We start from the raw sequence: 20,294 nt of genomic DNA, 5'->3' as shown, positions 1-20,294 counted from the left end.
ATACGGACCTCGGAGGCGGAGAGCTTCCTGCCCTCGGCGGCGGGAACGGCGGACGCCTTCGAGTCGTCCTTCACGGCCTCGGAACCGTAGCCGCAGGCGGTGAGCAGCAGGGGAAGCGCTGCTGTGACGGCGATGGTGCGCAGGGTGGTGAGCGGTCTTGCGGCAAACACGGGGTGGCCTTTCACGGGATGGTGTTCAGGGAGGAACGGAGCGGGGCGACGCGAAGCCAATCGGCACACACGGCACACACGGCACCCGCTCGCGGCCTTCGGCGGCGGGACCGCGATCTGGCCGAGGAACGGAGAGGTGTAGGACGCCCGCGCTCGACGGCACGCGGTCGGTGAGGTCGGCCCAAGGGCCCGCTCGGCCGACGGAAAGCGGACCGGGACAGCGCTCAGTGGCGCACTACGCGGAGCCGGGCCCGGCGAAGGGTGTCAGCCGAGCTGACAGATGGCGCTGGACGTACGGACCAGGTCGATGTGGCGGCGGGAGGTCAGAGGCAGTATCCGGCCTGCGTGGTGCGGTGTTCGCACGGCCACCTCCCCGATTCCTAGTTTTCCCACCTGGTTGGTAGGCATCTTGGCAGAGGCGGACACTCGCCCCAAAGGACTGACCGCATGCTGGACGAGGATGTCTTGCTATGTAAGATCCCAGATGGGGGCAGGGATCAGGGATTGCTCCAGGCCCCGGGGGTATCCGCCAGTGCCGATACGGCAGAGGGCAGGCGGGAAGAAGCGACGTCGGCGAGTGATACGCCGTCGAGGATCTCGCGCACGTTGGCGCGCAGTGCGATCCACAGGGGGAGGAGCGACTCGGCGGGGCCGGTGTAGGACAGGTCCGGTGGGCGGACCCCGCGTACCGAGACGAGCGGGCCGTCCACGACGCGGATGACATCCGCGATGCTGATGGACTGGGCGGGCTTGGCCAGCCGGTAGCCGCCGTTGCCGCCGCGCTGGCTGAGCACGAGGCCGCCTCGGCGCATGTCGTTCAGGATGCCCTCAAGGAACTTGTGCGGGATGTCCTGAGCCTCGGCAATGGCTTCGGCCTTCACCGGCCCGCCATCCTGTGACGCGGCGAGCTGCAGCGCGGCACGTACCGCATAGTCCGCCCTGGCTGAGATCCGCATGGGGCCATTATCCGGCATGGATTCGGCCGGCGTCGGTCGTGGTGGCCGCAGGCTGCCGGGTGGGTGGCCGCGCCCGGCGGCCGAGGGGCTCAGGTCGCGGATCCGCGACCTGAGCGGTGCCCCGGGGGTCAGTGGAAGGTCGCCGCCACCGTGCGGTGGGAGCCGTTGAGGTAGTGCTCACCGATGGAGCGCAGGCGGTGCGCGGCCGGGCGGTGGGCTGTCAGGACCCGGGCGTTGCGCCAGAACCGGTCCAGGCCGGGGGCGTCGGCGAGTTCCAGCACCCGGGCGGTGATGTGCAGGGTGGCCTTCGACATCACGGCCTCGGCCGTGGCGACCAGGGCGGCGACGCCCGCGGGTACCTCGGCATCGAGCTGCGCACCCGTGGTGAGGGCCTGCGCCATCACCTCCGTCGCCCGGTCGACCACGGCGGTGGCCGTCTGGGCGGCGGAGGCGAGTTCCCCGTACGTCAGGAAGAGGTCCGGGTCCTCCCCGGGCAGCCGGTGTGCGCGGCCACCCCTGCTGAGATCGCGGGCTTCGGTGAGGGCGCCCTCGGCGATGCCGAGGCCGACGTGGCACAGGGCGAGTCGGAGCGCCGGCTCCGCGAGCGCGGTGAAGGGAGCCGTCGACTCCTCGTCCTGCGGCCGGCGGCCCAGGACCTGCACCGGCGTGAGGGTGACCCTGTCCAGGACGACCTCGCCCGCACCGGCGACCCGCTGTCCGAGGCGATCGCGGGCGGGTACGACGGTCACGCCCTGCGCGCCGGGTGGGATCCGTACGACCAGGGCGTCACCGGTCGCGGCGCAGACGGCGTCCACCACGATCTGGTCGGCTTCGGCCACCGCCGTGTCCAGGGACCGGCGCCCGTTCAGCAGGTAGCCGGTGGCGCGCGGCCTCAGTGTGAGGTCCGGTCCCTCGGTGTGGCCGTGGGGTGCGGGAGTGCGGACCGCCCCGGTCCACAGCCACCGCTCGCGCACCGACTCCTCTTCGAGGGCGGTCGCCTGCTCGTGACTCGCGTAGAAGCGTCCGCCCCAGGCGTGTACGTAGTGGCGGGCGAGTAGCTCGCCGACCGAGCTGTCCGCTGTGGCGATCTCCCGTATGACGGCGCATCCGGTACGCCAGTCCGCCCCGCGGCCGGGCCCGGGCGGGGTGAGGGCCGCCGGCAGGCCGGCTTCGCGCAGCCGGGCCGTCTCGTCGGTCGGCGGCCTGCCCGCCTGATCACGGACGATGGCGTCCGCGGCCAGGTCGTCCGCCACGTCGCGGGCGGTACGCAGGAGCGCGCGGCGCCGCTCGTCGGCGGATCGGAGTCCGGAGGGGCTGGGTGTCGTCCGCGTGGGCGTCACCGGCAGGTCCCGGTGCCGCTGTGGGGCGCGGGGGCTGGTCGGACAGCGGTGCCATGGGGCATGGCGGTGGTCATGTCGGCTACTCCGGAACGTCGTTGGGGTGGCTTCGGCCGGTTTACCGAATCCCCACCTTTCCTATCGGATTGATAGGGATACTCGCCCGAAGCGGCCTTCCCTGCAAGAGCGTGACCGGATGGTGGACCACCCGATCTCGGGATGAAAGACGCTGCAGGTGAGCGGCCGGTCTGGACGCGGATCCAGACTGACTCACCGTCAGAAGTGCGGCAGCGCGGCAGCTTCTACCTCCTGGCCCTCATCCGGAGGCGCGGGTGTGTACTCCGCCGACCCCTTTCCCCGGCTGTGCCCCGGCTGTGAACGAAAGCCGGTTCATTTCACCGGAAGGCGTTGTGTGTACGGCGGATGAAATTGCCGCAGGATTCTGCGCATACCGATATCAGGCCCGTTGACAGCCCTTCTTCGGGCTGCCTAGCTTACGCCGCAGATCACGACATCAGCGGCCCTCCACCCGGCATGACGGCTGCTTTTCGATTCCTCGATTCGTCGAATGCGGCTGGAGTTCCCATGACCGAATCGCTTGTCCTCACCGCGCCCCCGAGGCCGCCGACGGCGGCGGAGCGGGCCCTCCCGCTCCGTCGGCACGGGCGGTGGATCGCCACCGCCGTCGTGCTGGTGCTCGTCTCCCAGACCGCCCACGGGCTGCTGACCAATCCCTTCTACCAATGGGACCGTTTCGCCTACTGGTTCGTCCGGCCGGCCATCCTGGAGGGCCTGTTCATCACCCTCCAGGTGGCCGCGTACAGCGCGGTCCTGGGCCTCGCGGGAGGCATCCTGCTCGCCCTCGGCCGGCTTTCCGCGAACCCCGTACTCCGGTCGGTGAGCTGGACGTACATCTGGCTGCTGCGCTCCGTGCCGCTGATCGTGGTCCTGCTCTTCCTCTACAACCTCAGTGCCCTCTACCCCACCTTGAGCATCGGAGTGCCCTTCGGGCCCGCCTTCTTCACCTTCGACGAGTCGCGGCCGGCCAGCGACATCGTGGTGGCGGTCGTGGGACTGAGCCTGAGCGAAGCGGCGTACGCGGCCGAGGTGGTTCGGGCGGGGCTGCTCTCCGTCGACCAGGGCCAGCACGAGGCGGCGGCCGCGCTGGGACTGCCCAAGCGGTACCAGTTCGCCCGGATCGTCTTCCCCCAGGCGCTGCGCTCCATCGTCCCTGCCTACGTCAACCAGCTGATCGGGCTGGTCAAAGCCACCTCGCTGGTCTTCTACGTATCGCTGCTCGACCTCTTCGGCACGGTGCAGAGCCTCGGCAGCACCTACTCCGGCGACGTGGTGCCGCTGCTGCTGGTGGCCACCTTCTGGTACGTGGTCCTCACCAGCGTCCTCTCGGTCGTCCAGTTCTACGTCGAGCGGTACTGCGCGCGCGGCGCGCTGCGCACCGCGGCGCCCACCCCCCTGCAGCGGGCCCGGACGGGGCTGCGCGATCTCCGGGACCGCTTCCGGAAGGAGACGGCGCGATGACCACCTCCCTGCGGGCCGCCGCGATCGAGGTCCACGACGTGCACAAGTGGTACGGCCGACAGCAGGTACTCGACGGGGTGAGCCTGACCCTGCGACCGGGTACGGTCACCGCGATCCTCGGCCGCTCCGGCTCCGGCAAGTCCACCCTGCTGCGGGTCATCAACCGCCTGGAGAAGCCCGATGCCGGCTACGTCAGCGTGGGCGGCGAGCTGATCGGCGTCACGCGGCACCGGGGGCGGCTGAGGGAGCTGAGCGAACGAGCCATCCTCACCCAGCGGGGGCGGATCGGCTTCGTCTTCCAGAACTTCAACCTCTTCCCCCACCTGACCGTGCTGGACAACGTCGCAGCGGCCCCGGTGGCCACCGGCAGGATGCCGCAGCCGCAGGCCCGTGCCCTGGCACGCGAACTCCTGGCGCGTGTCGGGCTCGGCGACCGGACCGGCGCCTACCCGCGACAGCTGTCCGGCGGCCAGCAGCAGCGCGTGGCCATCGCCCGCGCCCTGGCGCTGCGGCCCGGAGTCATCCTCTTCGACGAACCCACCTCCGCGCTCGACCCCGAACTCGTCGGCGAGGTGCTGTCCGTGATCAAGGACCTGGCCACCGGCGGCACCACGCTGGTCATCGTCACGCACGAGATCGGCTTCGCCCGCGAGGTGGCCGACGAGGTCGTCTTCCTCGACGGCGGCCGCATCGTCGAACAGGGCCCGCCCGCGCACGTACTGGACCGGCCTGCCCATCCCCGTACGCGGGAGTTCCTGAGCAAGGTGCTCTGACTACGCCCTGCCCCGCCCCACCAGCCCTTCCGAACCGAAAAGGAACACCATGCAACGCCGACGCTCCCTGCGCACCAGATTCGTCCGCGGCCTCGGCGCCGCCACCGCCACCGTGGCGCTCGCCTCCGGCCTCACCGCGTGCGGGGGCGACGCCGAGGCCACCGGACCGGACTCGGGCAAGGTCACCGTCGGCGCGGTGTCCAACGGCGCCGCCCGGCAGACCGAGCTGTCCGTCCCGGTGGTCGAGTCCCTGCGCGCCCAGCTGCCCGCGGAAGTCCGCGGGCGCGGTGAACTCCTCATCGGGGTCGGCGCGCTGCCCGCCGGTTTCCCGCCGCTGGCGTACGTCGGCACCGACCAGAAGACCCTGACGGGCACGGAACCGGACCTCGGCCGCCTGGTGGCCGCGACGCTCGGGCTCAAGCCGGTGGTGAAGAACTCCACCTGGGAGAATCTCTTCGTCGGCATCGACGGCGGCAAGGTGGACGTGGCCTTCACGAACGTCACGGTCACGGAGGAGCGCAAGAAGAAGTACGAGTTCGCCTCCTACCGGCAGGACAACCTGGCCTTCGAGGCGCTGAAGGACAGCCCCTGGAACTTCGGCGGCGACTACCGCAACCTCGCCGGCAAGACGGTCGCGGTCAGCTCGGGCACCAACCAGGAGAAGATCCTGCTGGAGTGGCAGAGGAAGCTCCAGGCAGAGGGCAAGGACATCACCGTCAAGTACTTCCCGGACGCCAACAGCACCTACCTGGCCCTCAGCGGCAAGAAGATCGACCTCAGCTTCGGCCCGAACCCGTCCATCGCCTACCACATCACCCAGACGGCGAGCGGCAGTGCACCCACCCGCAACGCGGGCTCCTTCTCCGGCGCGGGCGAGTCGCTCCAGGGCCTGATCGCAGCGACCGCGAAGAAGGACAGCGGACTCGCCAGGCCGGTGGCAGAGGCGATCAACCATCTGATCAAGAACGGCCAGTACGCGCAGCTGCTCGCCGCCTGGAACCTGTCCAACGAGGCCGTCACCACCTCGGAGGTCAACCCGCCGGGCCTGCCGGTGACCAACTCCTGAAGCCGGCACCGGGGCCGGCTGATCGCGATGGCCGGGGAACGGCTGCGGCCGCCGGCCGGACCGGGACCAGCGCGGTGTGCACCCATCCGGACCACCGGGGGAGGGGGCTGGCGACGCGGCTGGTCCGCGCCGTCGCCCGTCCTTCATGGCGGTCCGCGTGCCCGGCAACACCGCTGCCAACTCCTCTTAATATTCCGGTCATTGTATGGCACCGCTATCGGGCGTAGCGTTTCGAGGAGAAATTGGTGACGGGCCTCTTCCCCACCCTCTCGTACGCCCTCACATTCGCGACGCGCATCGGCCTCCTTTTCGCCCGGCCGGTCAGGAAGGCGTAATTCGACGTGTCCTCATCCCCCTCCGCATCCACATTCACATCAGCGTCCTCCGAACCGCTGCACCTCGCCGTCGCGCTCGACGGCGCCGGCTGGCACCCTTCCGCCTGGCGCGAGCCGGGTGCCCGGCCCGGCGAACTCTTCACGGCCCGCTACTGGGCCGATGTCGTGGCCGAGGCCGAAGCCGGACTGCTCGACTTCGTCACCTTCGAGGACTCCCTCGCCCTCCAGTCGTCCTCGGCGGACGGACCCGACCGGCGCACGGACCAGGTCCGCGGGCGGCTGGACGCGGTACTCACCGCCGCCCGCGTCGCGCCGCTGACCCGGCACATCGGACTGGTCCCGACCGTGACCGCCAGCCACACGGAGCCCTTCCACATATCCAAGGCGATCGCCACCCTGGACCACGTCAGCCGCGGACGTGCGGGCCTGCGCATCCAGGTGTCGCAACTGGCCCACGAGACACGCCACTTCGGACGTCGGGCGGTCCCGCTTCCCGTGGCGGAGTCCTACGAGGAGGCCGCCGACCACATCGAGGTGATCCGGCGGCTGTGGGACAGCTGGGACGATGACGCCGAGATCCGGGACGTGGCCACCGGCCGGTTCGTCGACCGCGACAAGCTGCACTACATCGACTTCGAGGGCCGTCACTTCAGTGTCAGGGGCCCCTCGATCACTCCCCGCCCGCCGCAGGGGCAGCCCGTCGTCACCGCGGCCGGCGCGCACGGCGACGGCAGCGCGGCGTACGGCCTCATCGCCCGGTCCACCGATGTCGGGTACATCGCCGTGCGCGACGCAGAGGGCGCCCGCGCCGCGGTCACGGAGATCCGGCGGGCCCGGGAATCCGCCGGGCTCGCGGCGCAGCCGCTGCATCTCTTCGCGGACCTCACCGTGTTCCTGGACGAGGACGCCCCGGCGGCCGAAGCGCGCCGCAGCCGCCTGGACGCACGCGCGGGCGCCTCGTACAGCAGTGACACGGCGATCTTCACCGGGACCACGGCGCAGCTGGCGAACCTGCTCCAGGACTGGCGGACGGCCGGCCTGTCGGGGTTCCGGCTGCGGCCGGGCGCACTCGCCGACGACCTGCCCGCGATCACCCGCGGGCTCGTACCGGAACTCCAGCGACGCGGGGTCTTCCGCCGCGCGTACGAGGCGGACACCCTGCGCGGACTGCTGGGCCTGGAGCGCCCGGCCGGCCGCTATGCCGCCCACCCCGCCGCCTGATCCCGGACCCGTAAGGACCCGTCATGAGTAGCAAACCGCTCAAGCAGATCCATCTCGCGGCCCACTTCCCGGGCGTCAACAACACCACCGTGTGGAGCGATCCGGCGGCCGGCAGCCACATCGACTTCGACTCCTTCGTCCACTTCGCGCAGACCGCCGAACGCGCCAAGTTCGACTTCCTCTTCCTGGCCGAGGGGCTGCGGCTGCGCGAACAGGGCGGAAAAATATACGACTTGGATGTCGTCGGCCGTCCCGACACCTTTACGGTGCTCGCCGCTCTGGCGGCCGTCACCGAGCGCCTCGGGCTCACCGGAACGATCAACTCCACCTTCAACGAGCCCTACGAGGTGGCCCGCCAGTTCGCCTCGCTGGACCACCTGTCCGAGGGGCGGGCTGCCTGGAACGTGGTCACCTCCTGGGACGCGTTCACCGGCGAGAACTTCCGGCGCGGCGGATTCCTGCCGCGCGAGGAGCGCTACTCCCGCGCGAAGGAGTTCCTGGCCACCGCGACCGAGCTGTTCGACTCCTGGGACGGCACCGAGATCCTCGCCGCCCCCGATTCGGGCGCCTTCCTGCGGGACGCGCGGCCCGGGGCCTTCGCCCACCAGGGGCAGCACTTCGACATCGAGGGCCACTTCAACGTGCCGCGCAGCCCGCAAGGCCGGCCGGTGATCTTCCAGGCGGGCGACTCCGACGAGGGCCGCGAGTTCGCCGCCTCCTCCGCCGACGCGATCTTCGGCCGGTACGGGACGCTCGACGAGGGCCGGGCGTTCTACGCCGACGTCAAGCGCCGGCTGGCCGCTTACGGGCGCAGCCACGACGAGTTGAAGATCCTGCCTGCCGCCACCTTCGTCCTCGACGACACCGACGCCGAGGCACACGAGCTCGCCCACGAGGTGCGCCGCCTCCAGGTCAGCGGGCAGACCGCGATCAAGTACCTGGAGCACGTCTGGAACCGGGACCTGTCCGGCTACGACCCGGGCGGCCCGCTGCCCGACATCGATCCGGTGACCGGTGAGAACACCGTCGCCCTCGGGCGGGCGAGCGTCCGCCAGTTCCGCGACCCGCTCGAAACCGCCCGGCAGTGGCGCGCGCTCGCCGAGGCCAAGAACCTCTCGATCCGGGAGCTGGTCATCGCCACCACCTCCGGCCAGACCTTCGTGGGCTCCGCGGCCACCGTCGCCGAGCAGATCGACACGCTGGTGCAGGCGGACGCGGCCGACGGCTTCATCCTGGTCCCCCACATCACCCCGGGCGGACTGGACGTCTTCGCCGACACCGTCGTCCCGCTGCTGCAGGAACGGGGGGTCTTCCGCACCGAGTACGCCGGCACCACCCTGCGCGACCACCTCGGGCTCGCGGTGCCCCAGGTGCCTTCCGGCAGGCAGGCCGCGGCCTCGTGAAGTTCCTCGCCATCACCCTGATCACGGACTCCGCGGACCCGGTGACGGGGGCCCCCACACCCACCCGTGAGCGCTTCCGCGAGGTGGTCGCCGCCGCGCTGCTCGCGGAGGAGCTCGGCTTCGACGGCTTCGGGGTCGGCGAGCGCCACGAGCGGCCGTTCCTGTCGTCCTCGCCGCCCGTGGTGCTCAGCCACATCGCCGCGCTGACCCGCCGTATCCGGCTGTTCACCGCCGTGACCACCCTGAGCCTGCTGGACCCGGTGCGGGCGTACGAGGACTACGCGACGCTCGACCACCTCTCCGACGGCCGCCTGGAGCTGATGATCGGCAAGGGCAAGGGCAACGGCTCGGCCCAGCGCGAGCTGTTCCACGTGACCCCCGAGGACCAGTGGGAGCGCAACGCCGAGGGCTACGAGCTGTTCCGGCGCATCTGGCGCGAGGACAAAGTGAGCGCCGAGCCGCGCTTCCGCCCCCCGCTGGCCGGCGCCGAGGTACTGCCGAGACCCTTCCAGCCGGCCCTGCGGGTCTGGCACGGCAGTGCAACCAGCAGGGAGTCCGTCGATCTCGCCGCGCGCTACGGAGACCCGCTCTTCTCGGCGAACGTCACCCACCCGATCGGTCCGTACGCCGAACTGATCCGCCACTACCGGGAGCGCTGGGAGCACTACGGGCACGATCCGGCGCACGCCGTCGTCGGCGCGGGGACGGCCGGCTACCACGCGGCCCCCACCTCGCAGCAGGCAGTGGCGGCGTACCGGCCTGCGTTCGCCCGGTACCTCGCCTTGCACAAGCAGCAGGGGGTGGATCCCGTCTTCCCGACACTGGAGGACTTCGTCGAGCGGAGCTCGGCACTGATCGGCAGCCCCCAGCAGGTGATCGAGAAGGTCCACCGCTACCACGAGGCCTTCGGCCACACGGCGCTGCACCTCCAGGCGGAGCCGGGCGGCCTCACCCCCGCGGAGCACCGCGCCTCCCTCGAACTCTTCCAGTCCCGGATCGCCCCGGTGCTGCGCCGCGAGATACCCGACCCCTCCTTCCCCGACCCCTCCTTCCCCGACCTGTAAGGAGCCCGGCCATGTCCGGCATCCCCCTCGGGGTCCTCGACCTCGTCCCGGTCCCGTCCGGTTCGACCGCTGCCGAGGCCCTGCACCACAGCATCGATCTCGCCCGGCAGACGGAGGCGTTCGGGTACGCCCGCTACTGGTTCGCCGAGCACCACCTCAATCCGGGGGTGGCCGGGACCTCCCCGGCGGTCGTGCTCGCGCTGACCGCCTCCGCGACCTCGACCATCCGGCTCGGCTCCGGCGCCGTCCAGCTCGGGCACCGCACCGCGCTGTCCACGGTCGAGGAGTTCGGCCTGATCGACGCGCTGCACCCCGGGCGCCTGGACCTGGGCCTGGGCCGCTCGGCCGGCCGTCCGCAGCAGGGGACTTCGCAGACCCCTCCGTTCGAGGGGTACACCCCGAACGGGTTGCTCATTCCGGCCCGGTTCTCCTTCGCGCACCTGCTGGGTCATCCGCGGGTCGCGCTCCAGCAGAGGCTGCTGAACCTGCCCGGTGCCCAGCCGCAGGACTACGCCGAACAGGTCGACGACGTCCTCGCGCTGCTGCGGGGCGAGTACCGCTCCCCGGAGGGGGTGGAGGCCCATGCCGTCCCGGGCGAGGGGGCCGACGTACAAGTGTGGATCCTGGGCAGCAGCGGCGGTGTCAGCGCCGAGACAGCCGGCCGCAACGGGCTGCGGTTCGCAGCCAATTACCACGTCAGCCCCGCTTCGGTGCTGGAGGCGGCCGAGGGCTACCGGGCCGCCTTCAAACCGTCCGTCGAGCTCGACCGGCCGTACCTGACGGTGTCCGCCGACGTCGTCGTCGCCGAGGACGACGCGACCGCCCGCGAACTGGCCACCGGGTACGCCCCCTGGGTGCGCAGCATCCGTACCGCCGAGGGCGCCATCCCCTTCCCCACGCCCGCCGAGGCGCGCGCCCTGCCCTGGACCGAGGCGGACCGGAAACTGGTCGCCGACCGGGTGGAGACCCAGTTCGTCGGATCGCCGCGGACCGTCGCCGATCACCTGGACCGGCTCCAAGCGGCCACCGGGGCCGACGAGTTGCTGATCACCACCATGACGCACGACCATGCGGACCGGGTCCGCTCCTACCGCCTGCTGGCCGAGGAGTGGCAGCGCCGCTCAGGCACCGGCCGAGCCGTCACAGGCTTTTGATGCCACGTGCATGGACCTCCACGGTGCCGGCGGCGCCGGTCGCCGACGCCTACCTGAGCGATCTCGCGTGGGTCTCGGCCACCAACGGCTGGGGTCCGGTGGAACGCGACCGGTCCAACGGGTGAAGCGCGGCCGGGGACGGCACGCCGATCTGGTCCGGCGGAGTGACCTACGCCAAGGGCCTCGGCGTCCACGCACCCTCCGAGATCGTCTACCACCTCGGCGGAACGGCGGACCGTTTCACCGCGCTCGTCGGCATCGACGACTTCTCGACGAGCCCGGCCGCCGTGGAGGTGCCGCGCGGGAGGGGCCGGGGGACGGGCCGCCCCTCCCGCTGCGGGGACCGCCTCGTCAGGCGAGCAATGCGACGGGCCGGGGGGCCGGGCCTCCCTCGGATTCGGTGCACCGGCGCTGCGGCGGTGCCGGATGGTCCCCGTGGGCGGAAGCCTCCGTGTCCGTGAGGAGCGCCACGAGTGACGTGCGGGCGCGGGCGACCCGGGAGCGGACCGTGCCCACCGGGCAGCCGATGGCCTCGGCTGCTTCGGCGTAGGGCAGGCCGAGCAGCTGGGTGAGGACGAAGGCGTCCCGGCGTTCGGCCGGGATCGTCGCGAGGAGTTCTGCGAGGGCGATGCCGTCTTCGAAGCCGGGAACTCCCTGCGGCTGGGTCTGCTCGGCTGCGGTCTGCCAGTCGTGGCGGTCCGACAGCCGGGGCCGGGCGGCCGAGCGGCGGAGGCTGTCCACGACGGTGCGGCGGGCGATGGAGAGCAGCCAGGTGCGGGCGGAGGAGCGGCCCTCGAAGCGGGGCAGGGCGGCGAGGGCCCGGAGGAAGACGTCCTGGGCGAGGTCGTCGGCCGCCTGTGCGTCGGCGCTCAGGAAGGCGACGTACCGCCAGACGTCGCGGTGGAGGGCGCGTACGAAACGGTCCGTCTTCTCGGGGTCTCCGTCGCGGGCGGCCAGCGCGAGGCGGGTCACCGCCGCATCGCTGTCGGAGGTGTGCCGGGTCGACCGTCGGTCGGAGGCGGACTGCTGGGTGGTCAGGGCAGGGGTCATCGCCACAAGGTCCTTACGGAAGGGGTTTCCGGCGCAGCGCGAAGCGGTTCGGTGAGCCGGTGACGGGGTGTACGGCCTGCCGGAGGGCACGGCCGATGCCCGAGGCGTCGAAGAGGCTCCGGTGCGCGCTCGGGGAACCAGCTGTCAGAGGACAGCGGTTACCGCAGGCGGACCCCTTGAGGTGATGGCGTGGACGAGGAGCAGCTGCCGCAGCGGGTGGCTTCGACGCGCGCGGCGTACGGGGCCGGGCGGCCGGTGCGGGACCGGTGCAGGGGCGAAAAGCAGGCGCAGGGGCGTGCAGAACCACGCGGCGAGAACGCGCAGGAGCCGGAAGGCAGTCTGCTCGCCGTAGGCGAGCCACAGACCGGCGAGCACGGCCGCCAGCAAGTGGGCTGCCAGCATCCCGGACGGTGACATCCCGGACATCTCGTGGCCGCTCGGCAGGACGGCGCCGGCGGTACCGGCCGAGCCGTCCGTCATGCCGTGCATGCCGGTCATGTCGTGCATGCCGTGGTGGGCGTGAACTGCCGTGTCCGCCAAGGCGGTCGTCGCCGTGGTGCCGGGGGGCGGCTGGGACGCCGTTCCGTCCGGCAGGGCGGGGTGCGCGAGGGACTGGACCAGGGAGAAGGCCGCGTGCAGCGCGGCCTGGACGGTCACGGCCGCCGCCGTGACGGCGAGCAGGCCGCGCTCCCGGCCGGCGAGGGACCAGGCCGCTGCTCCCGCACACGGGAAGGCGACGGCCATGGCCCACCAGGGGACGGACATGCCCGACATGGCGATGTGGCCGAGGGACGCGAGCAGCACACAGACGGCTGCGAACATCGCAGCCCGAACGGCTCGGGAACATCGGCCTGGCGTCATGGCGGGGCTCATCCTCGCATCACCTTCGCGAGCAGAGCACGAGGGTGCGCACGATCTGAGCATTTCCGGCCGTCCCCTATGCCACGCCTGTATCGGCCGCCCCGTGTGGCGCAGAACACAGCTGGGGGCGGGGAACCGGACCGGGCCTCCGTCCGACTGACTGCTCGATCTGACGGGTGTTCAACACCAGGGAAACGAGGGAGCGGTGGCGGCGGTGGAGCGGCCTGTGACAGGTGAGGCGAGGAAGGCGGACTCCCGCGCGGACCGGGGGCTGACCGCGCTGCTCACCTGCGCGATGGCGTTCTCGATGCTGCAGTTGTTCCTGCTGGGCGCGCTCGGCCCGCGTCTCGTGGGGGAGTTGGGCATCTCGCCCACCGTGCTCGGGCTCACGACGGCGATCGGCTTCGGGACGGCCGCCGTGCTCTCACCTGCCGGTGGGCGGATCGTGGACCGGATGGGCCCGCGGCGCTCGCTGGTCGCTCTACTGTTCGTGTCTGCCGTGGCGCTCGCGCTGATAGGGGCCGCGCCCGGCGCCGGACTGCTGCTGGGTGCGGTCGCCCTGGGCGGCGTACCGCAGGCGCTGGCCAACCCGGCCACGAACAAGGCCGTCCTCGCCGCCGTCCCACCGGCCCGGCGGGGCGCGGTGACCGGCATGAAGCAGTCCGGCGTGCAGCTGGGGGCGTTCGCGGCCGGGCTGCCGCTCGTGGCACTCGCGGGCCGGCTGGGTTGGCGGGGCGCCGTGTGGACGGCCGCCGGAGCGGCGCTGGCGGCCGGCTGGTGGGCGCTGCGCTCGCTGCCGGCCGACCCTCCGCCCCCGCACGGTGCCGGGCCCCGCGCCTCGTTCGTCCCGCGCGGAGCGGTGGCCTGGCTCGCGGTCTTCTCGATGTTCCTGGGCTGCGGCATCGCCTCGGTGAACACCTATCTGGCCCTGTTCGGTGCGCAGGAGCTGGGGATGGGCCCGACGGCGGCCGGCGCCCTGGTGGCGGTGCTCGGTGTGACGGGCATCGCCGGCCGGGTCGGCTGGTCGAAGGCGGCCCGGCCCGGGCGTGCGGAGTGGCTGCCCGGGTGGCTCGCCTGCGGCGCCTTCGGTGCGGCGGTGCTGCTCCTGGCGGCGGTGGCGGCGAGCCCGCTGGTGTGGGTCGGTGCAGCCGCCGTCGGGGTGTTCGCCGTCTCCGGGAACGCCGTCACGATGGTGCTCGTCATGCAGCGGGCCGCGCCCGGCCGGGCGGGCCAGGACTCGGCGCTGACCGCCGCCGGCTTCTTCGCCGGTTTCGCGGTGGGGCCGCCGCTGTTCGGACTGCCGGCGGAGAGCGGCCGGTACGGGGCCGGCTGGGCGGTGGTGGCGGTGGAGTTCGCGGCGGCGGCCGCGATCGCGTTCGTCTGGGCCGTACGGGACCGCCGTGCACGGTCGGGGGCGGCGAAGTGACGTCGCAGGACTGGGCCGGCCGCGGTCTCGCGGCGGTCGTCGATCGGGTCGGAGTGACCGCGGCGGAGGTGGGCGCCCGATTTCCCTTGTACGCCGACCCCGGTGACGGGACGTGGACGACGACCGGCCGCGGCTCCTGGGCCGGAGGCTTCTGGGCCGGGCTGCTGTGGTTGCGGGCCCGGCGCACCGGCGAGGAGGCGGATCGGCAGGCGGCCGCCGCGTGCACGGCCCGGCTGGCGCCGTGGGTGGAGGCGGATACCGCCGCCCGAGGTCTGATCTTCTGGTACGGCACCGCGCTGGCCGAGGACGACACCGATGCCGTGGCCCTGCGGGAGCGCGCCGCCGGCGCCTGCCTGGCAGCCTACGAGCCCGAGCCCGGCATGGTGCCGTGGGGCGGCGCCTTCGGGGGGCCCCGCATGCTGGCCCGGGTGGACGGCGTGCCGGGGATGGTGCCCCTGCTGGCCGGAGCCGGATCCGAGGGAGCGGCTGTCGCCGCCGCCCATCTGCACCGGCACCTCGACTTCTGTCTCGGCGAGGGCCCCGTTCAGGGCCAGTGGTCGTACCCGGCCTGGAGTTTCGACAGCGCGACCGGATGGGAGCCCCGCGCGGACCCGCCCGAGGACTGGAGCCGAGGGCATGCCTGGCTGCTGCTGGCGGTGTCGGACGCGCTGCTCCGCCCCGAAGCCCTCGTGGGGCAGGAGTGGTTCGCGGAGGCGGCCGAGCGGATGCTCGCCGAGGGGGAGTTCCTGACCGGCCCACTGGTGGCGCCGGCCGAGACGGCCCGGCCGCAGGGGCCGCTCGACACCTCGGCCGCCGCGATCACCGCGGTCGCCCTGCTGAAGCTCGCCCGGGTGCCCGGGCCGAGGGCGGCGGCGTGCTCGGACCGGGCCGTGGCGATCCTGCGTCGCCTGGCCGAGGCGCATCTGTCCGGCGGGGAGGCGGGCCGGCCCGCCGGGATGCTGCTGGACGGCTGCTATGACGCCGGCCGGGGTCTGGCCGTGCGGCACGAGCTCGTCTGGGGCGACTTCTTTCTCGCGCTGGGACTGGCCGAGCTGGCCGGCGCCGTCGACCTCACCCGCGTGTAGCTGCCTGCGGACCGTACCCGCGCAGGACCCGGCGGGCCACGGAGGTGATGTGCAGCTCGTCCGGCCCGTCGAGGATGCGGGCCGCGCGCCCGGTGCGGAACAGGGCGGGCAGCGGCGTATCCGGTCCGAGTCCGGCGGCGCCGTGGACCTGGATGGCGGAGTCCGTGACCTGCTGCAGCATGCGTGCGGCGGCGACCTTGGCGAGACCGACCTCGACGCGGGCGTCCCGTCCCGCGTCGATCAGCGCGACCGCCTCGTGGACGAGGGGGCGGGTCGTACGCAGGGCGAGCAGGGCGTCGAAGACGTGCTGCTGGACCAGCTGGTGATCGGCGAGCGGCCCGCGGGAACCGGTTCGGGTGGCGGCGCGCTCGCCCATGATGTCGAAGGCGCGCTGGGCCTGCCCGAGCCAGCGCAGACAGCGCAGCGTCCGCCCGAGCTGCAGCCGCTCCGCGGCGATCGTGAGCGCGTGGCCCGGCTCGCCGACGATGTGGTCGGCCGGCACCGTGACCCGGTCGAGTGCGATCTCGTACTGACCCGTTGCGCCGAACACGGGGAGTGCGCGGACGACACGGAATCCGGTGGAGCAGGTGGGTACGAGCAGCAGGGACAGGCCCTCGCGGTCGCCTGCGGACCCGGAGGTCCGGGCCAGTACGGTGACCAGATCGGCGTCGGCGGCCCCCGAGGTGAACCACTTTCGGCCCGTGAGGCGCCACCTGCCGTCCGCCTGGCGCTCGGCCCTGGTGGCGGTCAGGAACGGGTCGGTGCCGGGCGCATCCGGCTCGGTCATGGCGTAGCAGGTGCGTATCTCGCCCGCGACCAGGGCCTTCAGATACGCGTCACGTATGCGCGGGGTGCCGTGGCGGGCCAGCATCGTCACGTCGAGCAGGGGAGCCGAGCCGAGCGCGGCCGGGCCGTGGTCGCTCGCGCCCTCGGCCTCGGCCACCTCCGCGTAGGCGCGCAGCGGCAGGCCGCCGCCGCCCAGCTCGGCCGGGAGGGGAAGGGCCCACAGGCCCGCGCCCTTCGCCTCCTCGCGCAAGCCGCCGAGCGCCGCGGCCGCGGCCTCGCCACCGGCGTCGAGGACCGTCTCGTACGGGATCACCCGGGACCGTACGAACTCCGTTACCGCTCCCCGCAACGCGGGCGCGACGGTGCCCTGTTGGGAGGTCCCCGGCTCGGTTCCGGTGTGCTGCACCACTGCTCATTCCTCCAGCTGCCCGGGAACCCGGGGGAACTCTTGTCCGACTGTCTGTCCGTAGAAGGGGTCGGGCGCCGAGGCTTCCGGGTTCCCGCCCTGTGAACACCACCCCGGCAGCGGCCACCGCCGCTCCAGGAGGAGGAGAGGCATGACGTCACCGCCCACCACACGGACGGTCGGGCCGCTCGACACGCTCCGGTTCCGCACCTCGGGACCCGAGGAGATCACCGGAGTCGTCGACGAGCACCTGCGGCTGCTCGGCGCCGAGGGGGAGGGGCACGGTCCTGCCGACGGCGGCCCCGCCGGACGCATTGCGCTGAGCGGAGGCGGTTTCCGGCCGGCGCAGGCGCACACCGCGTGGGCGGACCCGGCGAGCGCCCTCACCGACGAGGCGACCGTGCAGGCGGCCGTCGGCATCATGGCCGTCCACGGCCGCCGCGACGGCCGTCCGCGCGGCCTGGCCGCGGACTACGCGGCCACCGCCACCGGCGTGCTGACCGTACAAGGGCTCCTTGCGGGCCTGGTCGGACAGGCTCGCGGCGGCCCTGCGGCGCAGGTGACGACCCGCGCCGACCGGGCCGGGCTTCTCGCCGTGTCCCAATACCTGGCAGCGGCCGGGGCCGAGGAGGCGGAGGCGGCCGAACTCGCTCCCGGCGGACCGCCCTTCACCTCCGCCGACGGCGTCCTCTTCGAACTGGAGACTCTCGATCCCGGCGCCTGGGCCGCCTTCTGGCGGGAGCTCGAAGCCCCGGCCGAGGCGATACGGGCGGGCTGGCGCCCCTTCCAGTTCCGGTACGCCACCGCCTGCGCCCCCTTCCCGCAGGCCCTGCACACGGTGACCCTCGCCCACCCCTGGGAACGGCTCCGTCGGGCGGCCGACGCCTCCGGCGCCGAAGTCTGCGCCCTGCGTGCCCTGGCCGACCGTGTTGCGGAGCACGACGGCGCCGGCCCGTGGGCGCTGAGCCCGATGCGGCCCGGCCGCTCGGACTCCGCGCAGGCCCCGTCCGCCGACCGGCCGCTGGCCGGGCTGACCGTGTTGGAGGCCGGCCGCCGCATCCAGGCCCCGCTCGCCGCCCACCTGCTGGGGCTGCTCGGCGCCGAGGTGGTCCGGATCGAGCCGCCGGGCGGCGACCCGCTGCGCGGGATGCCGCCCACCTGCTCCGGGACCTCCGCCCGCTGGCTGGCCCTCAACCGGGGCAAGAAGGCGGTCGAGATCGACATCAAGGCCGCCGCGGACCGCCGCAGGCTCCGGGAGCTGGCAGCCGAGGCGGACGTCTTCCTGCACAACTGGGCGCCCGGCAAGGCCGCAGAGCTGGGCCTTGACGCCGATGATCTCGCCGCCGTCAACCCGGCGCTGGTGTACGCGTACACCAGCGGCTGGGCCGACCGGCTGGCCGACGCCCCCCTGGGTACGGACTTCATGGTCCAGGCCCGCACCGGCACCGGGGAGGCCGCACGCCCGGAGGGGGAGCCGCCCGCGCCGTCGCTGATGACCCTCCTCGACGTGCTCGGCGGACTCCTCGGCGCCGAGGCCGTGCTCGCCGGGCTGCTCCTGCGCGAGCGAAGCGGGCACGGCGTACGGGTGGACTCCTCCCTGCTCGGCGCGGCGGACACCCTCACCGCGCCGGCCCTGCGGAGGGTGCGCCAGGGGCGGAACCCCCGGCGGCCGGCGGGCTTTCGGCACCCGCTGCCCACCGCCGACGGCTGGGTCGCCCCCAGTGATGCCTGCGCGGCGGCCGCGGGCGCGTACGACCTGCGGGAGCTGCGCACCGAGGATGCCCTCGACCTGCTGCGCGGTCACGGCCTGACGGCGACCCGCGTCACCACCGACCTCTCCGACCTGCACCACGACCCGCGCTTCGCCGGCTCGATCAGCCGCGACGCGCACGGCGCCCCCGCAGTCCCCGACCCCTGGAGCTTTGCGTGACCGTCGCCCTGCACGACCTGCTGCCCGCCGACCTCCGCCGCTCCTGGGTGGTGGACGGAACCTGCCCCGACCTCGACCTGTACAGCCTGTACCGGGCCCGGCAGATCGCCGACCTGCACCGCACGGCCGTCCTCGATGCCAAGGGCGCCCTCTGTTACACCGCCCTGGACCGCAAGGTCCGCTGTCTGGCCGCCGGCCTGAGAGGGCTCGGCATAGGACCCGGTGACGTGGTCGGCGTACAGCTCCCCAACAACCGGGGCGCCGTCATCGCCGACCTGGCGCTCGCCGCCCTCGGCGCGGTCGCACTGCCCTTCCCGGTCGGGCGCGGCAGCCTGGAGGCCGAGCGCCTGCTGCGCCGTGCCGAGGCCGCGGCAGTCATCGCCGCCACCGAGCACCGCGGCGCCCACCCGGCGGCCGACCTGCGCACGCTCTCGGCGGCGCTGCCCGCGCTGCGGCACGTGGTGGCCGCCGGGCTGGGCACCGCGCCCGAAGGAACGATTCCGCTCGCGCAGCTGCTCCGCACCGAGCCGACGGGATTCGTACCAGCCCGCCCCGACCCCGACTCCGCCGCGCGCATCCTGGTCTCCTCCGGTTCCGAGGCGGAGCCGAAGATGGTCGCGTACTCGCACAACGCGCTCGCCGGCGGCCGGGGCAACTTCCTCGCCTCGCTCATCCCTGACGGCACCTCGCCGCGCTGCCTGTTCCTGGTCCCGCTCGCGTCGGCCTTCGGCTCGAACGGCACGGCGGTGACCCTGGCCCGGCACGGCGGAACCCTCGTCCTGCTCGACCACTTCACCCCGGAGGCGGCCATCGCCGCGATCCGCGAGCACGAGCCCACCCATGTCCTCGGTGTACCGACCATGGTCCGGATGATGCTCCAGCGGCTGGAGGAGACCGGGGAGAAGCTGCCCGCACCCACCGCCCTGGTCCTCGGAGGGGCGCCGCTCGACGAGACGACGGCGGCCGCGGCGGCGGAGGCGTTCGGCTGCCCGGTGGTCAACCTCTACGGCTCGGCCGACGGGGTCAACTGCCACACGGGCCTGGAGAACGTGCTTCCGCCCACGGACGCTTCGGGTGTCGTGGCCGGACGTCCGGACCCGCGGGTGGCCGAGATCCGCATCGCCGACCCGGACACGCACGAGGCCCTGCCGGACGGCGCGGTGGGGGAGATCCTCTCGCGCGGACCGATGACCCCGCTGTGCTACGTCGGCTCCCCGCACCTCGACGCCCGCTATCGGACCGTCGACGGCTGGGTGAGGACGGGCGACCTGGGGTACCTCGACGCGGACGGCATCCTGCACGTGGTCGGCCGCCTGAAGGACATCGTGATCCGCGGCGGCGCCAACATCAGCCCTGCCGAGGTGGAACGCGAACTCACCGCCCACCCGCAGATCCGGGACGTGGTCTGCGTCGGCGTCCCCGACCCGCTGATGGGCGAGCGGCTGGCCGTCTGCGTGGTACCCAGGGGCGGCGACGCACCCACCCTCGTCTCGCTCGGGCGCTTCCTCGCCGAGCGCGGGCTGGAGCCGCGCAAGCACCCCGAGCGGCTCCTGGTCGTCGACGCGCTGCCGCTCACGGCGGCGGGCAAGCCCGACCGGGCGGCCCTGGTCGAGCGGGTGACCGCGAGCCTCGCGCAGGGCGGGCCTCGACCGGCCCCGCTCGCCCAGGCCGGATGACGAACGGGGCCCGGGCAGCAGCTGCCCGGGCCCCGCAGCACGCCCCGCGGCGCCGC

At 73.0% G+C, this 20,294-nt stretch carries 17 protein-coding genes and 2 pseudogenes; 13 read left to right on the top strand and 6 right to left on the bottom strand.

Annotated elements, in window-relative coordinates; genetic code table 11:
• Positions 1 to 434: 434 nt before the first annotated feature.
• The 3 genes from AB0B01_RS06215 to AB0B01_RS06205 form a co-directional block, all read right to left on the bottom strand.
• On the bottom strand, positions 435 to 578 hold the full coding sequence (locus AB0B01_RS06215) for a putative leader peptide (protein WP_361713437.1): 144 nt from the start codon (positions 576 to 578) through the stop codon (positions 435 to 437).
• An 89-nt stretch (positions 579 to 667) separates the two neighbouring features.
• Positions 668 to 1,126: an Rrf2 family transcriptional regulator gene (locus tag AB0B01_RS06210; RefSeq protein ID WP_361713435.1), complete on the bottom strand. Its 459-nt coding sequence runs from the start codon at positions 1,124 to 1,126 to the stop codon at positions 668 to 670.
• A gap of 128 nt (positions 1,127 to 1,254) precedes the next feature.
• A complete protein-coding gene (locus AB0B01_RS06205; protein WP_361713433.1) occupies positions 1,255 to 2,466 on the bottom strand; it encodes an acyl-CoA dehydrogenase in 1,212 nt (403 codons plus the stop codon).
• Between the two features lie 582 nt (positions 2,467 to 3,048).
• Between AB0B01_RS06205 and AB0B01_RS06200 the strand changes: the two genes are divergently transcribed.
• The 9 genes and pseudogenes from AB0B01_RS06200 to AB0B01_RS06160 all read left to right on the top strand — a co-directional run.
• Complete coding sequence (locus AB0B01_RS06200) at positions 3,049 to 4,002, top strand: amino acid ABC transporter permease (protein ID WP_361713431.1); 954 nt, start codon at positions 3,049 to 3,051, stop codon at positions 4,000 to 4,002.
• Entirely contained in the window at positions 3,999 to 4,775 is a 777-nt protein-coding gene (locus tag AB0B01_RS06195) for an amino acid ABC transporter ATP-binding protein (RefSeq protein WP_361713429.1), read from the top strand. The genes AB0B01_RS06200 and AB0B01_RS06195 overlap by 4 nt, the downstream gene beginning before the upstream one ends.
• Positions 4,776 to 4,824: 49 nt before the next feature.
• Positions 4,825 to 5,841, top strand: a complete 1,017-nt coding sequence (locus tag AB0B01_RS06190) for a transporter substrate-binding domain-containing protein (protein WP_361713427.1) — start codon at positions 4,825 to 4,827, stop codon at positions 5,839 to 5,841.
• Between the two features lie 3 nt (positions 5,842 to 5,844).
• Positions 5,845 to 5,978, top strand: a pseudogene (locus AB0B01_RS06185) (GNAT family N-acetyltransferase); the annotation flags it as partial.
• Positions 5,979 to 6,182: 204 nt separating this feature from the next.
• A complete protein-coding gene (locus tag AB0B01_RS06180) occupies positions 6,183 to 7,397 on the top strand; it encodes an LLM class flavin-dependent oxidoreductase (protein WP_361713426.1) in 1,215 nt (404 codons plus the stop codon).
• A gap of 23 nt (positions 7,398 to 7,420) precedes the next feature.
• Positions 7,421 to 8,800 carry an NtaA/DmoA family FMN-dependent monooxygenase gene (locus AB0B01_RS06175; RefSeq protein ID WP_361713424.1) on the top strand — a complete coding sequence of 460 codons (1,380 nt, stop codon included), beginning with the start codon at positions 7,421 to 7,423 and terminating at the stop codon, positions 8,798 to 8,800.
• Positions 8,797 to 9,864: an LLM class flavin-dependent oxidoreductase gene (locus tag AB0B01_RS06170; protein ID WP_361713422.1), complete on the top strand. Its 1,068-nt coding sequence runs from the start codon at positions 8,797 to 8,799 to the stop codon at positions 9,862 to 9,864. Before AB0B01_RS06175 ends, AB0B01_RS06170 begins: the two co-directional genes overlap by 4 nt.
• Positions 9,865 to 9,875: 11 nt before the next feature.
• Positions 9,876 to 11,018: an LLM class flavin-dependent oxidoreductase gene (locus AB0B01_RS06165; protein ID WP_361713420.1), complete on the top strand. Its 1,143-nt coding sequence runs from the start codon at positions 9,876 to 9,878 to the stop codon at positions 11,016 to 11,018.
• A 23-nt stretch (positions 11,019 to 11,041) separates the two neighbouring features.
• Positions 11,042 to 11,296: pseudogene (locus tag AB0B01_RS06160) on the top strand (NPCBM/NEW2 domain-containing protein); the annotation flags it as partial.
• Between the two features lie 73 nt (positions 11,297 to 11,369).
• Here the strand turns inward: AB0B01_RS06160 and AB0B01_RS06155 are convergent.
• Together AB0B01_RS06155 and AB0B01_RS06150 are read right to left on the bottom strand one after the other, a co-directional pair.
• Positions 11,370 to 12,068, bottom strand: coding sequence for a sigma-70 family RNA polymerase sigma factor (locus AB0B01_RS06155; RefSeq protein ID WP_361713418.1), 699 nt, complete (start codon positions 12,066 to 12,068; stop codon positions 11,370 to 11,372).
• 144 nt (positions 12,069 to 12,212) lie between these two features.
• Positions 12,213 to 12,890 carry a hypothetical protein gene (locus AB0B01_RS06150; RefSeq protein ID WP_361713416.1) on the bottom strand — a complete coding sequence of 226 codons (678 nt, stop codon included), beginning with the start codon at positions 12,888 to 12,890 and terminating at the stop codon, positions 12,213 to 12,215.
• 265 nt (positions 12,891 to 13,155) lie between these two features.
• Here AB0B01_RS06150 and AB0B01_RS06145 point away from each other — a divergent pair, with 265 nt between their 5' ends.
• Together AB0B01_RS06145 and AB0B01_RS06140 are read left to right on the top strand one after the other, a co-directional pair.
• Positions 13,156 to 14,355 carry an MFS transporter gene (locus AB0B01_RS06145; RefSeq protein WP_361713414.1) on the top strand — a complete coding sequence of 400 codons (1,200 nt, stop codon included), beginning with the start codon at positions 13,156 to 13,158 and terminating at the stop codon, positions 14,353 to 14,355.
• Entirely contained in the window at positions 14,352 to 15,440 is a 1,089-nt protein-coding gene (locus tag AB0B01_RS06140) for a sugar ABC transporter permease (protein WP_361713412.1), read from the top strand. Before AB0B01_RS06145 ends, AB0B01_RS06140 begins: the two co-directional genes overlap by 4 nt.
• Here the strand turns inward: AB0B01_RS06140 and AB0B01_RS06135 are convergent.
• Entirely contained in the window at positions 15,427 to 16,635 is a 1,209-nt protein-coding gene (locus AB0B01_RS06135; RefSeq protein ID WP_361713410.1) for an acyl-CoA dehydrogenase family protein, read from the bottom strand. The two genes, AB0B01_RS06140 and AB0B01_RS06135, sit on opposite strands and share 14 nt — an antisense overlap.
• A gap of 148 nt (positions 16,636 to 16,783) precedes the next feature.
• Between AB0B01_RS06135 and AB0B01_RS06130 the strand changes: the two genes are divergently transcribed.
• Together AB0B01_RS06130 and AB0B01_RS06125 are read left to right on the top strand one after the other, a co-directional pair.
• Positions 16,784 to 18,562, top strand: coding sequence for a CoA transferase (locus AB0B01_RS06130; protein ID WP_361713408.1), 1,779 nt, complete (start codon positions 16,784 to 16,786; stop codon positions 18,560 to 18,562).
• Positions 18,559 to 20,238, top strand: a complete 1,680-nt coding sequence (locus AB0B01_RS06125; protein WP_361713407.1) for a class I adenylate-forming enzyme family protein — start codon at positions 18,559 to 18,561, stop codon at positions 20,236 to 20,238. The genes AB0B01_RS06130 and AB0B01_RS06125 overlap by 4 nt, the downstream gene beginning before the upstream one ends.
• Positions 20,239 to 20,294 lie beyond the last annotated feature (56 nt).

It is taken from the genome of Streptomyces sp. NPDC044571 (genome assembly GCF_040647115.1).
Taxonomy (GTDB): Bacteria; Actinomycetota; Actinomycetes; order Streptomycetales; family Streptomycetaceae; genus Streptomyces.
This window is presented reverse-complemented; position numbering and strand designations above follow the sequence as displayed.